The 15,385-nt window shown below is 35.2% G+C and carries 16 protein-coding genes; all 16 read right to left on the bottom strand.

What is annotated here, in order from left to right:
- Nucleotides 1–222: 222 nt before the first annotated feature.
- Nucleotides 223–564: a DUF1831 domain-containing protein gene (locus N0K80_RS01270; protein WP_269023533.1), complete on the bottom strand. Its 342-nt coding sequence runs from the start codon at nucleotides 562–564 to the stop codon at nucleotides 223–225.
- Nucleotides 565–577: 13 nt separating this feature from the next.
- On the bottom strand, nucleotides 578–1,726 hold the full coding sequence (locus tag N0K80_RS01265) for a cysteine desulfurase family protein (RefSeq protein ID WP_269023532.1): 1,149 nt from the start codon (nucleotides 1,724–1,726) through the stop codon (nucleotides 578–580).
- A 25-nt stretch (nucleotides 1,727–1,751) separates the two neighbouring features.
- Nucleotides 1,752–2,435 carry a 5'-methylthioadenosine/adenosylhomocysteine nucleosidase gene (locus N0K80_RS01260; RefSeq protein ID WP_269023531.1) on the bottom strand — a complete coding sequence of 228 codons (684 nt, stop codon included), beginning with the start codon at nucleotides 2,433–2,435 and terminating at the stop codon, nucleotides 1,752–1,754.
- Between the two features lie 28 nt (nucleotides 2,436–2,463).
- Nucleotides 2,464–2,721: a twin transmembrane helix small protein gene (locus tag N0K80_RS01255; RefSeq protein WP_269023530.1), complete on the bottom strand. Its 258-nt coding sequence runs from the start codon at nucleotides 2,719–2,721 to the stop codon at nucleotides 2,464–2,466.
- Nucleotides 2,714–3,274: an NUDIX domain-containing protein gene (locus N0K80_RS01250; protein ID WP_269023529.1), complete on the bottom strand. Its 561-nt coding sequence runs from the start codon at nucleotides 3,272–3,274 to the stop codon at nucleotides 2,714–2,716. Before N0K80_RS01250 ends, N0K80_RS01255 begins: the two co-directional genes overlap by 8 nt.
- A gap of 26 nt (nucleotides 3,275–3,300) precedes the next feature.
- Nucleotides 3,301–4,224 (bottom strand): alpha/beta hydrolase, encoded by a 924-nt coding sequence (locus N0K80_RS01245; RefSeq protein WP_269023528.1) that lies wholly within the window; start codon nucleotides 4,222–4,224, stop codon nucleotides 3,301–3,303.
- A gap of 81 nt (nucleotides 4,225–4,305) precedes the next feature.
- Nucleotides 4,306–5,280, bottom strand: coding sequence for a diaminopimelate epimerase (gene dapF / locus N0K80_RS01240; protein ID WP_269023527.1), 975 nt, complete (start codon nucleotides 5,278–5,280; stop codon nucleotides 4,306–4,308).
- 120 nt (nucleotides 5,281–5,400) lie between these two features.
- A complete protein-coding gene (gene ileS / locus N0K80_RS01235) occupies nucleotides 5,401–8,184 on the bottom strand; it encodes an isoleucine--tRNA ligase (RefSeq protein ID WP_269023526.1) in 2,784 nt (927 codons plus the stop codon).
- 276 nt (nucleotides 8,185–8,460) lie between these two features.
- On the bottom strand, nucleotides 8,461–9,162 hold the full coding sequence (locus N0K80_RS01230; RefSeq protein WP_057973880.1) for a DivIVA domain-containing protein: 702 nt from the start codon (nucleotides 9,160–9,162) through the stop codon (nucleotides 8,461–8,463).
- A gap of 19 nt (nucleotides 9,163–9,181) precedes the next feature.
- Complete coding sequence (locus N0K80_RS01225; protein ID WP_269023525.1) at nucleotides 9,182–9,964, bottom strand: YlmH family RNA-binding protein; 783 nt, start codon at nucleotides 9,962–9,964, stop codon at nucleotides 9,182–9,184.
- 4 nt (nucleotides 9,965–9,968) lie between these two features.
- Entirely contained in the window at nucleotides 9,969–10,262 is a 294-nt protein-coding gene (locus N0K80_RS01220; RefSeq protein WP_269023524.1) for a YggT family protein, read from the bottom strand.
- Between the two features lie 21 nt (nucleotides 10,263–10,283).
- Nucleotides 10,284–10,697 carry a cell division protein SepF gene (locus tag N0K80_RS01215; protein WP_269007710.1) on the bottom strand — a complete coding sequence of 138 codons (414 nt, stop codon included), beginning with the start codon at nucleotides 10,695–10,697 and terminating at the stop codon, nucleotides 10,284–10,286.
- Between the two features lie 30 nt (nucleotides 10,698–10,727).
- Nucleotides 10,728–11,960, bottom strand: coding sequence for a cell division protein FtsZ (ftsZ, locus tag N0K80_RS01210; RefSeq protein WP_269007709.1), 1,233 nt, complete (start codon nucleotides 11,958–11,960; stop codon nucleotides 10,728–10,730).
- Between the two features lie 17 nt (nucleotides 11,961–11,977).
- Entirely contained in the window at nucleotides 11,978–13,294 is a 1,317-nt protein-coding gene (gene ftsA / locus N0K80_RS01205) for a cell division protein FtsA (RefSeq protein ID WP_269023523.1), read from the bottom strand.
- Between the two features lie 120 nt (nucleotides 13,295–13,414).
- A complete protein-coding gene (locus N0K80_RS01200; protein WP_269023522.1) occupies nucleotides 13,415–14,263 on the bottom strand; it encodes a cell division protein FtsQ/DivIB in 849 nt (282 codons plus the stop codon).
- Between the two features lie 19 nt (nucleotides 14,264–14,282).
- Complete coding sequence (gene murG, locus N0K80_RS01195; protein ID WP_269023521.1) at nucleotides 14,283–15,383, bottom strand: undecaprenyldiphospho-muramoylpentapeptide beta-N-acetylglucosaminyltransferase; 1,101 nt, start codon at nucleotides 15,381–15,383, stop codon at nucleotides 14,283–14,285.
- Nucleotides 15,384–15,385: the final 2 nt, after the last annotated feature.

Genomic DNA, 15,385 nt, shown 5'->3' with positions numbered 1-15,385 from the left:
ATTCTGAAAAAATCTACGATTTGAAGGTCGCACTATTTCAGTAAATACTATTATACCAATAATACGAACTTATACAAGCCTAGTGTGTCATAAATAGTTGTAATCCTGGCTAAATTAAAATTTTGATTAAATAAAAAAGTACCCCATTAATATTCTTAATGAGAATACTTTAAATTATTTGTACAATTTTACCATGCATCATGATAATTCAGATTTTTGGAATTATATTTTCTTCAAGACATCTCTGTCGACTAATTGCCCAATAACATAATCAAATTGTTCAGTTTCGGCTTTTTTATTCTCATCTTTAAAAATATTAACTGCCTTAAGTCCATTTGCAGTCGTTGTTGACATTTTAAACCCACTCAACGCTTTATCAACAACAATTTTAACTTTAATACCTTGATTAAAAGGTGAATTAGGATCTAACGATCTCTCTAACTGAAAATTACCCGCTTTAGTTTCCGCAAAACCTAAATCTCTTAGCGTATATTTTTTTACATCAGCACTTAATTCATAAGTCACTGTATCTCCCAAAAGCTGAATACTTTTTTCAAATGCCATAATTAACTACCTCCTATTTTTTTAATCGTCCAACAATTCGAACTAATTGCGTAACAAAAACAGCAATCTCTTCATCCGTATTGTCCTTACCGAAACTTAATCGAATAGATTCAGTCACTCGAGGGCTATTCTCACCATACATGGCAATCAGAACATGTGAAGGTTCCAAGTTGCCGGCAGTACATGCTGAACCACCAGAAACGGCAATACCGGCTAAATCTAAACGCGTTTGTAGAACTTCCGTCTGTACTCCCTTAATCCAAATGTTAAACACGTGTTGCAAATTATCATCTGAAAGTGTTCCGTTAATTTCAAAATCAATCTTATTCTCTTCTAATCCCGCAATAACTTGTTGTTTAAATCCCCGATATTTTAATTGACGTGCTTTCTTTTCGTCATCCGAGACTAAAGAAACGGCCTTCGCAAACCCTGCAATTGCTGGTACATTCTCTGTTCCCGCACGCCTTTTATCTTCCTGCTCTCCGCCTTTAATAAATGGTGGAGAAAAAATGGTGTCGCGCTTATATAAAAAGCCTAGAAACTTAGGTCCATTCAATTTATGGGCTGAAGTTGATAACATATCAATATGGTCTGCGTTAACATCAATATCCAATAAACCATATGCTTGAACGGCATCCGTATGAAACCAAGCTTGATGATCTTTCAAGATATCACCAATTTCATGGATAGGCATATGACTTCCTGTTTCGTTATTACCCATCATAATAGATACTAAAATCGTATCATCCCTCAGTGCATTTTTAAAATCTGTTGTATTTATGACACCATCTTCATTAACTGGCAAATAAGTGACTTCAAATCCAATTGATTCCAAATACTTCATTGATTTTAAAATTGCTTGATGCTCAACCGCAGAAGTAATTAAATGCTTACCCAGCGACTTTCTTTGAATTGCTGTCTGCATGATGGCCATATTATCACTTTCTGTACCACCACTTGTAAAAATAATTTCTGACTCCTTGGCATGAATGCTATCGGCAATAACTTTTCGGCTATCATCAAGTACCATACGTGCTGAGCGTCCAAATTGATGAGTACTAGAAGCATTTCCAAAAGTAGTCTGCATGGCATTGGTCATGACTTCAATGACTTCTTTTGCCATTGGGGTTGTTGCCGCATTATCTAAATATATTCCTGACATAAAATTTTCTAGTCTCCTTTAAACTTTATTTTAGTAACGAAAGAATCATTTTTGCCGATTTTTGACCAGCTTCAATAATAAACTCATCAAACGTTTGACCAGCTTCTTCGTCCCCTACATCTGACATGGCTCTAACAATTGTAAAAGGAACGCCAAATTGATATGCGGCCTGACCAACTGCTGCACTTTCCATTTCACTACAAAGAGCTGTTGGAAAATGATTAAGAATTGCATCTGTTTGTTCTTGACTCGCAATAAATTGGTCTCCGGTAACAATAAGTCCCGGTTTTATATTTAAGTTATTTTCTTGAGCTGCTTTTGTAATTGCAGCATTTAAATCGATATCTGCCGAATATTTCGCCGGTTGCTGTGGTAATTGGCCAATTTCGTAGCCAAATGCTGTTGCATCGACATCATGATAGGCAACCTCTGTAGCCAAAACAACATCACCGATTTTAAGTCCTTGCCCAATACCGCCGGCAGATCCGGAATTAATAACAGCTGTTACGCCAAATTCTGCAATCAGAAGTGCCGTTGTCATCCCGGCCTGAACTTTACCGATACCAGATCTTACGAGAACAACCTTATGTTTATTAATTTGACCAGTATAGAATGAAATACCACCAATTTCTTTATCAGTTCTCTCTTCTAAATGACTTCTAAGCGAAATTATTTCTTCTTCCATCGCGCACAAAATACCGTAAATCATAGTCGTGACCTCCACTTTATATTAATAATTAGGGTAATAAGAATAATACTAAAAAAACAATTATGATTGCGACAATCAAAAAACCAATTGTCCAATTTAAAAATCGATTTAATTTATTTTTTTTACCCGTTTTCTCTGGTTCATCCGTGAGAGAACTTCTGGTAGGATGCTCCTCCAGATATTCTTTTTCTACTCGTCGACGCTCTTCTTGACGCAATTCAGGATTATTCTCTAGTTCTTGTAATCTCTGATACTCACTTCTTGATAGTTTTGTTTCATCATCCATGTAATTCACCTTTTAATCGTAGAATTTCCCAATAAGCGACCGCTAAAATAGTTTTAACGTCTGTAATCTCGCCTGATTTAATCTTATCCTGAACCTCATCAAACGTCAATTCCATCAAATTTAAAAATTCATCAGCATCTTGAGGTAATTCAGTCTCGACACTTACCAACCCGGTTGCATGATACAGAGTTAGATATTCATCAGCAAAACCAACCGCAGAATGAAACCCATAAATTTTCGTTATTTTTTTTGCTGTATATCGCGTTTCTTCATTAAGTTCGCGTATTGCGGTTTCCATTAAATCGTGGTCTTCGCTGTCAATTTTACCAGCCGGAATTTCTAAAGAAGTTTTTCTGATTGGCGCACGCCACTGGTTAACTAAAACAATCTTATCTTCATCCGTCACCGCAAATATCCCGACAGCACCGTGATGATGAACAATTTCTCTAGTCGATTGTTCACCATTAGGCAACTCAACAGTCTCCTTTGCAACTTCTATAACATGACCTTTAAAAAATATTTCTTCAGATAAAACCTTTTCTTCCAAATTCATTTAATCAACCCCATCATTTTACTTTTTTAATTAAAATATTGTTCCAAGAAATGAGTTACTTTTTTAGTATAACCCGCCTTATCTTTAGTAAAGGAGTTTCCGTGCTCTGCACCCGACACGATAAAAATATCTTTAGGGCCTTTTGTTGCGGCATAATTTTTATAAATCATTTCAGTCGGAACAAACTTATCGGCGCCACCATGAATAAACAAAACAGGTAATTTATTCTTACTCAACTGTTTAATTGAACTCGCTTCATAAAATGAATAACCCGCCTTAACCTTAGATATCACGCTGGCAACCGGTATAAATGGGATTTTAGGTAACTTATACATTTGTTTCAACTGATAAGTTAACTCATCAGCCACGCTGGTATACCCGCAATCCTCAATAATTGCTTTAACTTGTACGGGTAATCGTTTTTCACCGCTTAACATCATAACCGTAGCGCCGCCCATGCTGATCCCAAATAATGTGATTTTTGAATCTGTCCCTTGATAATCTATGACCTTGTTAAGCCATTTTAAATTATCATTTCTCTCCAACCATCCGTATCCGATGTACTTTCCTTGGCTTTGCCCATGTGCTCTAGCGTCCGGGGCAATAACGTTATACCCCTGATCATGATAAAAATGAATAAATCGAACCATCGACTCTTTCTTACCCATAAACCCATGGGCAACAAATATCGTTTTATTAGTCTTTTTATCTGCCGGCACATAGATTGCTTTAAGTTTTAAGTTATCATCAGACGTAATTTCCCAGTTCAATTTTTTAATCTGATTTAACCATTTATTTTCTCTTTTTAATTCGACACTCGCCGGTTCAGATTTAATGAATCCTTTATTCGTCGGTGTTTCCGCATATTTAAATAAATAATAGCTAATTCCAAAAATAATAAGCCCAATTATGACAAAAAATATACAAATTCCAATAATCCATTTTTTCATTTATTTCCTCAGGTGTTTCCTTTCATTTTAAATTAAAAAAAGGATAAAAGACAGTCATTTATGTCTTTTACCCTAATTAAATTACCTGATACTTGAGATAAACTCTAAATAATTTTCTTGTTCATTTGTTGGGACCCACTTTGCATGAGAGTAATCACCATTCATAGCATCAGCTAAGTCAACTGTTACATTGGCAACATTAGTCGCATTACCGATTAATGACATCCAATATTCGCCATTATCATTTTGATGTACTACCGTTTTAACCATCCCACCAGGATTTCTAACATTAATCTCAGTTTCAAAAGGTACCTGTTTATCACTTAACATCACAAACATTAAACTTGATGCAGACATTGCTGTCCCACAAGCGTTGGTAAATCCAACACCACGTTCATACGTTCTGACAAAAATCGAATGACCGTCTAATTTTTCAACAAAACTAACGTTAACTCCGTCGGGGAAGTATGGATTCTCACCGTTTAAATATGTTGCAATTTTTTCAAGCTCTGGCCCCTCCAACGTCTCATGATCAACAAAAGCTATTAAATGAGGGTTAGGAACCGAAACTGCTGAAAATTTTAACGTTTTTGAAAATTCAGGAACATAATCATCAACCAGAGTTTCTCGGTCTAGAAACATCGGTAACGTCTCTGACATAAAACTAACAGGCGAAATTTCAACATTATATGCAGCGACGTTCGATTTAAGATCTGGCGCTTTTTCAACCTTCAAATCAGCATGCATTGTTTCAACTTTAAATGTCGTTTGTCCATATTCTTTTTCTAAATAACGTCCAACTGTTCTTAAGCCATTTCCGCACATACTGGCTTCCGTACCATCAGCATTAATAACTCTCATCTGGCCCAAAACACCACTATGTTCGGAATGATCAACAACCAAAATACCATCTGATCCACCGTGTAAACCAGTGATACGGTTACACATTTTAATTGCCAACTCTTTTAATTGTTTATCGGACAACGCGACTTCTAATTTTGTCTGATCCAAAAGAAAGAAATCATTTTCTGATCCATGCACCTTAATTAATTGCACATTAAACACCCGCTTCCACTGTAATTGTATAACCCACATACTACCTCATAATCTGAGTTTTGTAATCATTTTGGCTCAAAAAAAGGAATAACATAATGTTACTCCTTTTCAGAAATCTAATTAATTTTCGAATCCTTCTGTAACTGCTTTAGGGTAGTTACGTTCAACAATTGTTGCGCAACGATGACAAAGAGTTGGTAATTCAGGATTTTCACCCACATCTGTCTTAATCATTCGACATCTTTGACAAACTTCACCACTGGCAACTTCAACCTTAACGGCTAAATCATCAAATTTAGTTGCATCTTCAGGTGCGTTTTCAACTGATAAAATTTCTAAATCAGAAACAATTAGTTGTTGACGTACATCCGTGTTAAGCGCATCTAATAAAGCCTCGTCAGAATCATTCACATATAAACTAACTTTTGCTTCAAATGACTTTCCAATTAATTTTGCATCGCGGGCATCTTCTAACGCCTTTAACACGTGTGAACGCATTTTCATAAATGCTTGCCAATTTTCGACAATTTTAATTTCACCATCAAAATGAGCAACTTCTGGCATTTCACTTAATTGGATATATTCTTCTGGTTCTTTTAAATAGTCCCAGACCTCTTCAGTTGTATGTGGCAAGATAGGTGTTAATAACTTAGCCATTGTTGTCACAATCTGATAGAGAACTGTTTGCATTGAACGTCTCTCAAAACTATCTTCAGCTTCAATGTAGACGATATCTTTTGCAATATCTAAGTAGAATGCAGACAAATCATTTGAAATGAACGTAATCACTTTCTTGTAAATTGCTAAGAAATCATATTCAGCATAGTTATCTAATACTTCTTTTGAAAAGGCATTTAATTTAATTAACATATATTTATCTGCAGATGCCAAATCGTCAAATGCAACAGCATTTTTACTTGGTTCAAAATCAGTTGTATTAGCCAAAATAAATTTAAATGTATTTCTAATTTTACGATATGTTTCTGAAACTTGTTTTAAGATGTCCATTGAAACAGCAACATCAGATGAAGTATCCGCCGAAGCAGTCCATAATCGAACGATCTCAGCACCTGATTGTTTAATAACCTTACTTGGTAAAATAATGTTACCAAGTGATTTACTCATCTTATGACCTTTATCATCTAGAACAAATCCTTGTGACATCAATTGTTTGTATGGTGCAATACCATTAGTCGCAACGGACGTAATAATACTTGAGTTAAACCAGCCTCGATATTGATCTGAACCTTCCATGTAAAGATCCGCGGGATAGGTTAAATTATCACGTTTACCTAGTACACCTCTGTGAGAAGAACCAGAATCAAACCAAACATCCATAATATCTTCTTCTTTTGTGAAGCCACCGTTAGGACTGTGTTCACTCATGAAACCTTCAGGAAGTAACGCTTTAGCATCATGTTTAAACCAGATGTTTGAACCATGTTCTTCAAATAATTGCGCAACATGTTCAATTGTTTCTGGTGTAATAATTGGTGTGCCATCTTCTGCATAGAAAATTGGTAATGGAACACCCCATGCGCGTTGACGTGAAATTACCCAATCACCACGATCTTTAATCATGTTGTAAAGGCGGACTTTACCCCATTCGTTTTTAAAATCAACTTTATCAATTTCTTTTAAAATATCATCACGAAACATCTCTACTGATGCAAACCACTGTGCTGTTGCACGGAATACAACTGGTTTCTTTGTACGCCAATCATGTGGATAACTATGCGTAAAGAATGATAACTTAAGTAAATGACCATTTTCTTTCAATTGATCAGTTACAAGTGGGTTTGCTTTATCATAAAAGATACCTTCAAAACCAGGAGCATCTTCATTCATGATACCTTTTTCATCTAATACAGAAACGACAGGCAATTTATATTTTTGTCCTGCAATAAAATCATCTTCACCATGTCCTGGAGCCGTATGAACAAGTCCCGTACCAGAATCTAAAGTAACATGGTATCCAAGGATAACTAATGATGTACGATCATATAACGGATGTTGTACCGTCATATATTCCATATCACGACCAGAAAACTCTTTTTGCACTTCAACATTTTCCCAATCAAATTCTTCTTTTAATACGCTTAAACGTTCTTCTGCGACTACATACTTTGTGCCATCGGCATCAATTTGGATGTACTTGTAATCAGGATGCACTGCTACACCATAATTAGCAGGAATCGTCCATGGCGTCGTTGTCCAGATAATCATTTTTGTATCTGTGTCTAAGATGTCTTTCCCATCAACAACATCAAATGTGATATACATTGAAGGTGATTTAATATCTTGATATTCGATTTCTGCTTCGGCTAATGCTGATTCAGATGATGGTGACCAGTAAATTGGTTTTTTACCTTTATAGATGTACCCTTTTTCAGCCATTTCACCAAACATTCTAACTTCTTCAGCCTCAAATTCAGGTTGTAGTGTCATGTATGGGTTGTCCCATTCAGCTGCGACCCCTAAACGTTTAAAATCTTCACGTTGTAGGTTAACTTGTTCCAAAGCATACTTTTCACAAAGTTCACGGAAAGCGGCTTTTGACATTTTTTTGCGATCAACGCCCTGTTTAACTAATTGTTGTTCAATTGGTAGACCATGCGTATCCCAGCCTGGTACGTAAGGGGCTCTGAATCCCATCATCGATTTTGAACGGACAATGATATCTTTTGTAATTTTATTTAAGGCATGACCCATATGGATATTACCATTAGCATATGGAGGTCCATCATGCAAAATAAAACTTGGTTTGTTTTCATTCAATTTTTGTCTTAATTCATAAACGTTATCCTGATTCCATCCATCTTGGCGTTCGGCTTCCTTAACGGGTAAATTACCACGCATTGGAAATTCTGTTTTACCTAAGTTTAAGGTTTCTTTCATTTTCATAATATAAACTCCTTTTAAAAGTTATTTTATCTTATTATACACAAAAAGACTCCGTTACAAGGGACGAAGTCTTCGCGTTACCACCCAAATTTAGACAGATATTAGTCTTTTATCTATCACTCAATCATCATGGTAACGGAGATGATTCCGATTAAACTTACTCAATAGTTCAGTTTAATTAACTCATTGAGAGGATAAATTACATAACAGTGATTATCGATTTCCCACTATCATCGATTCGCTAAAAATATATTATGTAATTGTTGTTCTCAATCTTTATTTATTATCTGGAAAAATAACCATTGTATCTTGATCGTTTTGTTCAGAAACTTCATTTGAATCTGATTCAGCAATAATTTCAGTAACAACGATACCGTCATCATTATTATTAACTGCTTCCTTCATCTCTTTAGCTTCACGTTTTTCCTTGTCTTCTTCACGTTTTAAAACGTCTTGAATTTCAGAATATGTGCTTGTTTCACCTTGTTTTAAAATTTCATCCCAATCAGAACTTTTAACAACTTCTAATTGCGATTCCATCATAACTTTAAGACGTTGACGGAAGATACGTGCTTGTTTCTTCAAGTCATCAGTTTCGACAGCTAACTTTTTAGCTTTTTCTGATGCCATATCAATAATATGTTTAGCCTTTTCGTTGGCTTCATCAATAATATCATGACCTTGTTTTTGTGATTCCTTATTAATAATTTCAGATTCACGTTTAGCATTAACTTTAACACGATCAGCAGCTTCTTGGGCTACAATGATTGATTGGTTTAACGAATCTTTTAAATCGTTAAAGTATTCCAATTTTTCATTACTCGTCTTAACTTCATCAGTTAAGTTTTCATTCTCTTTTAAAGTTAATTCGTAATCTTTAATAATTTTATCAAGAAAATCATTAACTTGATCTTGGTCATAACCTCTCAATTTTACGTTAAATTCTTTATTATGAATATCCAATGGACTTAAAGTCATTTTGCACGTCCTTCAAAATTTATTTTTTTAAAACAGACAACTCTAATTTATATTTATCTTTTCTTGTCATACCTGCCACTAAATCTAATTTAATTCGGCCAAAGCCTCGAATAGAAAGCACGTCGAACTCTGCCAACTCGTAATCAGGTTTACTAATTACTTGCCAATTTAAACTAACTTTTTCAGAATTAACTAGATTTTTAGCATTTTGACGAGACATATTATATACGGCCGAAATAACTGAATCAATTCGTAATGAAGCAACTAACTCAGATTGGGACTGCCATTCATCCGTTACAGAAACTATCTGAGAAAAAGAAACTTCTTCAAGAGAAACCTTGATTTTACCAATACGATCGATTTGATTAATTAAGTAATCAGCCATCTTTTTTTCAACAACAACTTGCCATTGCTGACCATCCGTTACAATATCTCCTAGAACTTCTCTATCTAATCCTGCGTTAGCTAGCGTTCCTAAAATTTGTCCATGTTTTAACGTGGCAAATTTAACGGGGTATTTAATTTCAATTAGCTGTAAATCGAAATCACTATCTTGAACATCGAAGTAAGCCGGATAAAAAAGTAATCTTCTCCGTTCAGCATCTTTTGTACCACCAAATAATTTCATGCTGATTTCATCACTTTGACCCAACAGGTAAGTTGCAATATGCGCTTCCCTAGGATTCAAAAAATGAGTTAAAACGGCTCTGTATTCTGACTTAGCTTGCTCAATATAATCTGATAGCGTATCAATAATTTCTTTTTCATCAGGTCTGAAATGTTGATATATTGCATCATTCATATTATTATCCTCCAATAGAGAGACGAATTAAGGTCGTTAAAATACCCATAACTCCATTTTGAATGAAACTTAACGCAATTATTGCAACAATTAGTGAAAAACTAATGCCTCCAATTGCCGGAATAAAACGATCAAAAAATGCAAGATATGGCTGACAAATCCTACTTAAAAAATGACCGACCGGTGTATTATACGCTCCCGGGAACCATGACATTAATACGTAAATGATGATTGCCAGCTCATAAGCATCAAAAGCCCAGCCAACAACTCTGGCTAGTAATTGAATAAATTCAATCATGTGTACACCTCGATTTTTCTGTTATTCGAATTTTTCAAAAATATTATCCGCCATATTACCTTCAACTGTAAATGAATTTGGTGTACATAGGAAAATATTATCTCCAATTCTTTGAATGGTTCCATTAATAGCAAAGACCGTTCCTGACAAAAAATCAACGATTCTTTTAGATTGAACTTCATCCATCTTTTGAAAATTCACGACAATCGCCTGATTTTGTAGCAGATGCGTCGCAATATCTTTAACGTCAGAATAAATTCTAGGTTCGAATAAATTAATTTTTTGTGGCTGACTATACTTTCCGTTAATTGAAACAACTTTATTACTTTGATTCAACGATGCAGTCTGCATAGACCCTTCGGCTTGATAGCCATCATTTTCAAAATCGTCATCCTCGGCTAAGCCAAAAAAACGACCAATTTTTTCAAAAGCCATAATAGTGATCTCCCCACTGATTCAGTTTAGTTAATCTTTACGTCTTCTTCTAAAGAATGGTGGTGTGCTCAATCCATCATCGTTATTTGTTGATTCTTCATCTTTATTAACATCATTTTTAAATACGTCAAAACTTGGTTTTTCCACATTATCAAATTCCGTTGATTTTTTTTCTTCAGGCTGATTTGTTGGGTGCATAATATCCCAATCGTCAAAACGATCTTCTTGTTTTTCAGTTGGTGTTGCCTTAGGTGCTTCGGTTCTTGGTAATGTTCTTGTACGAGCCGTTGCCTTTTTTTCTTCTTTAACATCGTCAATACCAGTTGCAATAACAGTTACGACAATTTCATCGCCTAAATCTTCATTAATTGACGTCCCAAAGATAATGTTAATTTCATCTGATGCAGCTTGTGAAATGATTTCAGAAGCTTCTTGCGCTTCAAAAAGACTCATATCAGCGCCACCAGTAATGTTTAACAGAACTTGTTTTGCACCGTCAATTGAAACTTCTAGTAATGGTGAAGAAATAGCTTTCTTCGTTGCTTCAGCAGTTCTATTTTCGCCGGTAGCTGAACCAATACCCATCAAGGCAGTACCTTGATCAGCCATCACTGTTTTAACATCAGCAAAATCTAAGTTAATTAAACCAGGTGATGTAATTAATTCAGAAATACCTTGAACACCTTGACGTAAAACATTATCCGTTTCTTGGAATGCTTCAAGCATTGGTGTCTTCTTATCAATAATTTCAAGTAAACGGTTATTAGCAATAACGACTAATGTATCGACTTGATCTCTAAGATTAGCAATTCCTTCAGCAGCAAAACGACTACGTTTTGGTCCTTCAAAGGTAAATGGACGAGTTACAATCCCGACTGTTAAGATACCTTGATCTTTAGCTATCTTAGCGACAACAGGAGCAGCACCGGTACCAGTACCGCCACCCATTCCTGCGGTAACAAAAATCATATCTGCGCCATCAATAGCTTCAATAATTGCTTCTTCGCTTTCTTGTGCAGCTTTACTCCCAATATCTGGCGTTGCGCCAGCGCCTAAACCACGAGTTAACTTAGGCCCTAATTGAATTTTAATTTCTGCTTTTGAGCTTTCTAGTGCTTGAACATCAGTGTTCAATGCAATAAATTCAACACCTGAAACGTTTTCGTCAATCATACGATTGACAGCATTACCACCAGCGCCACCGACACCAATTACTTTAATTACTGCGCCTTTATCTTCACTTGAGTCCAAAGAAAATTCCATTACTTACTTCCTCCTGTTTAGTCGAAAAATTCATTAAAAAAGTTTTTTACTGATTTTAATGGATCTTTAGATGTTTTTGGTTTTTTGGCTTTTTTAGCCTGACTTTTTACAGCCTGCTTCTTAGGTTTATCGTTATCCATTTCAACAACACTATAACTTAATTGATCACTATCAAGTCCCATTGCACTTTTTACTAGTAATGTGACTTCATCTTGTCTCACTGCATAATTAATTAATCCTAAAGCTTGGGCAAAAGATGGATAACGTAATCCCATTTGATCGGGAACATAGGTTTTAACTTGAACTTGTAAAATTTCAGATGCAAGTTCTGCAATACCTGGTAACGCAGCAAGTCCCCCGGTTAGAATAACACCACCCGGTAAGTCTAGTGCTTTTGTAGCATCCAATGCATTTTTAATCTTATCCAAAATTTGAGAAATTCTTGCTTCAATAATCTCAGATAAGTATTTTTCAGAAATATTAAGTGGCTCACTTTGCCCAACAACGTCAACAGGGAAAATATCATCCTCTGAAGCTAAGTCGGAATTCGCAAACCCGTAATTACGTTTTAATTTTTCGGCATTTTCAACAGATGTATTAAGAACCACAGAAATATCTTTAGTGACAAAATCGCCACCTTCTTGGTCCACATATGTAAATTTCAATTTATGATCATGTATTACAGAAGCGGTTGTTTGTCCACCTCCAAGATCAATAAGTACAGTTCCAAAATCTCTTTCACCATCAGACATTGCAACCGACGCAAGTGCCAATGGGTTAACAATGGTTTCTCTGATAGTTAGCCCGGCATTTTCAACACATTTTTTTAAATTATGAATGATTGTTTTAGGTCCCGTATAAACTGAACCATGCATTTCTAAACGTACACCAATCATACCTCTTGGATCTTTAATACCATCAAATCCGTCGACAACGAATTCATCAGCAATAATATCTATAATATCTCGTTCTGGTGGTAAGTTTTGCACTAACGCTGCACTCGCAACGTTCACAACATCTTCATTTGTAATTTCTTTTGATTCATCCGAAACAGCAATCATGCCGTTACAAGGGATAATCTGTAATAAATTAGCTGGAATACCCACGTGCACTTCATTTATTTGAATGTTTGCTTTTTCTTCAGCTTGTTTAATTGCCTTTTGCACTGAAACAACTGCTTTATCAATATCAACTACAATTCCTCTGTTTAAGCCCACTGAACGTTCATTACCAATACCAATAACGTTCAATTGGCCATTAACGTATTCAGAAACGATAACTTTAATTGACGTCGTTCCAATATCCAACCCAACATATATACCTGCATTACCCATCTGAAAAAGAACCTCCTTACAGCATGCTTTTAATATTATTTTTTATAAGATATAATACACACATTTTACCACAGTGAGACCCCATTTAGAAAGGATATCCCATAGCGTATATCAATTTCGTTAACTTTTCTTATTATATGGATAAGAATATGCGCCTACCTCTAAATCAACGACACCTTTTTCTTTCATTTTTGATGAAATACTTGGGTAAAAAGCCATTTTATCCGCAAAATTATCAATATTCGCAATGACTTTATTTCTATCATTCATATAAATATAAATTCTCTGATTATTTACCTTTGAAGGTTGGTAATCAATTTCCGAGATACCATTTCTGATTTTTAATGGAATTTTTCTATATTGTGTAACCATGCTCTGCAATATAGCAGGTTTATCAAATTTTGAATAAGTCGGATAATTACCAACTGGTTGTTTAAACGTACTTGCTCCAATCGCACCATTCAAGAATAATTGATAATATTCCTTATTTTTATAAACATATCCAGCAAGATCATATTCAACAATAGATAATTTAACGTCGTTCCATTTATCGTGACTAATTGTTAAAGACTTCACTTGAGGCAGTTCTTTTTTTATCTCACGTAAAGTTGCTTTTTTGTTGAAAAGTGCACGCGATAAAGGGTCATTGGTATGTAAGTTACTTGCATTTTCTACTTGTTGTTTTGATACCGTCTTTTCACCCGAAACGCTGATAGTTTGAACTTTACTCAATGGTGAGACAAAATATAACGCAACCAGCCCAATCACCAAGAATGATCCAACAATAATGGCCAATTTTTGTCGAAGAACATGGTGTTGATACTTCTTTAATTTTGGTAATCGATCGCTAATCATTTTAGGATTTCCAAAAAAATCGAATCGTTTACTTTTCTTTTCTTTTTTACCTTGCAAGGCCTCCCAAGGTGTCAATTCAGTTTTTTTTCTTTTAAAGAACTTATTTTTTGACATCTTATTTGGCCTCCTTAGCTTATTTTCTTTTTTTAATTAAATCTTCCATAACGACAATTAATCTATCAGCAGCATCGGGTACACCCATCTTGCGTGAATTCCCTGCCATCTGCTTTCTAACGCCATCGTTAAGCATTAATTCATCAACAACTTCAACCAGTTTTTCACCAGTTAATTCGTCCTCGGTAATCAATTTTGCCGCATTATTATTCACTAAGCTCATTGCATTTTTCGTTTGATGATTATTTGTAACGTAAGGACTAGGTACTAAAATAGAAGGTAATCCAAGCGCAGTAATTTCTGCAATACTTGTCGCACCAGCACGACCCAGAATAACAGAAATATTACTTAATAAATTGGGCATATTGTTCAGATATGGTTTCACAATAATATTTTTATTTAATTGAACACCATTTAGATTATCCATAATCTTATCGTAATGAACATTACCTGTAACAAATAATATTTGATATGGTTTTTTATTCAATTCTGGAATTGCGGTAACCATTGCCTGATTAATTTTTTCGGCACCCCTTGAACCACCAAAAACGAGCATTGTTGGAATATCATCTGACAAATCATATTCCGATAATGCGTCTATTTTTGTTTCGTTTACGACTTGTTGTGCCCGCGGGTTCCCCGTAAAAACAACCTTTTTCTTTGGAAATTGATCTGCAACGGATTCGAATGATATCGCCACTTTATCAACAAAATGACTCAAAAATTTATTTGTAATACCCGCAACGCTATTTTGTTCATGAACAATTGTCGGTATGTGTAACCGTGCAGCGGCGTATACGACTGCACCAGACACATATCCCCCGGTCCCAATAACAATATCCGGTTTAAACGCTTTAATCATTTTTTTAGCATCTTTAACGCTTTTTAAAAATAATTGAATTGTTTTAACATTTTCCATCGATAACGATCGTTTAAATCCCTGAATTTTAATTGTTTTAAACGGAATGTGATTATCAGGTACGATACGACTTTCAAGTCCCTTTTCAGTTCCAACGTATAAAAATTCCGTTGTTGGGTCTTTTATTTTTAATGCTTCAATAAGGGCTAGGGCGGGATAAATATGCCCACCAGTCCCACCACCAGAAACGATAATTTTCATAT

The sequence above is a fragment of the Dellaglioa carnosa genome (assembly GCF_026948345.1).
GTDB lineage: Bacteria > Bacillota > Bacilli > Lactobacillales > Lactobacillaceae > Dellaglioa > Dellaglioa algida.
Note: the sequence above shows the minus strand (reverse complement) of the source record. Positions and strands in the feature narration are given on the sequence as shown.

Excerpts from the sequence above, each read along its gene's own strand:
- murG (WP_269023521.1), bottom strand. The coding sequence starts at position 15,383 with ATGAAAATTATCGTTTCTGGTGGTGGGACTGGTGGGCATATTTATCCC.
- N0K80_RS01215 (WP_269007710.1), bottom strand. The coding sequence starts at position 10,697 with ATGGCTTTTGAAAAAATTGGTCGTTTTTTTGGCTTAGCCGAGGATGAC.
- N0K80_RS01270 (WP_269023533.1), bottom strand. The coding sequence starts at position 564 with ATGGCATTTGAAAAAAGTATTCAGCTTTTGGGAGATACAGTGACTTAT.
- N0K80_RS01220 (WP_269023524.1), bottom strand. The coding sequence starts at position 10,262 with ATGATTGAATTTATTCAATTACTAGCCAGAGTTGTTGGCTGGGCTTTT.
- N0K80_RS01225 (WP_269023525.1), bottom strand. The coding sequence starts at position 9,964 with ATGAATGATGCAATATATCAACATTTCAGACCTGATGAAAAAGAAATT.
- ftsZ (WP_269007709.1), bottom strand. The coding sequence starts at position 11,960 with ATGGAATTTTCTTTGGACTCAAGTGAAGATAAAGGCGCAGTAATTAAA.
- N0K80_RS01200 (WP_269023522.1), bottom strand. The coding sequence starts at position 14,263 with ATGTCAAAAAATAAGTTCTTTAAAAGAAAAAAAACTGAATTGACACCT.
- N0K80_RS01250 (WP_269023529.1), bottom strand. The coding sequence starts at position 3,274 with ATGAATTTGGAAGAAAAGGTTTTATCTGAAGAAATATTTTTTAAAGGT.
- N0K80_RS01255 (WP_269023530.1), bottom strand. The coding sequence starts at position 2,721 with ATGGATGATGAAACAAAACTATCAAGAAGTGAGTATCAGAGATTACAA.
- N0K80_RS01265 (WP_269023532.1), bottom strand. The coding sequence starts at position 1,726 with ATGTCAGGAATATATTTAGATAATGCGGCAACAACCCCAATGGCAAAA.
- N0K80_RS01230 (WP_057973880.1), bottom strand. The coding sequence starts at position 9,162 with ATGACTTTAAGTCCATTGGATATTCATAATAAAGAATTTAACGTAAAA.
- N0K80_RS01260 (WP_269023531.1), bottom strand. The coding sequence starts at position 2,435 with ATGATTTACGGTATTTTGTGCGCGATGGAAGAAGAAATAATTTCGCTT.
- ftsA (WP_269023523.1), bottom strand. The coding sequence starts at position 13,294 with ATGGGTAATGCAGGTATATATGTTGGGTTGGATATTGGAACGACGTCA.
- N0K80_RS01245 (WP_269023528.1), bottom strand. The coding sequence starts at position 4,224 with ATGAAAAAATGGATTATTGGAATTTGTATATTTTTTGTCATAATTGGG.
- ileS (WP_269023526.1), bottom strand. The coding sequence starts at position 8,184 with ATGAAAATGAAAGAAACCTTAAACTTAGGTAAAACAGAATTTCCAATG.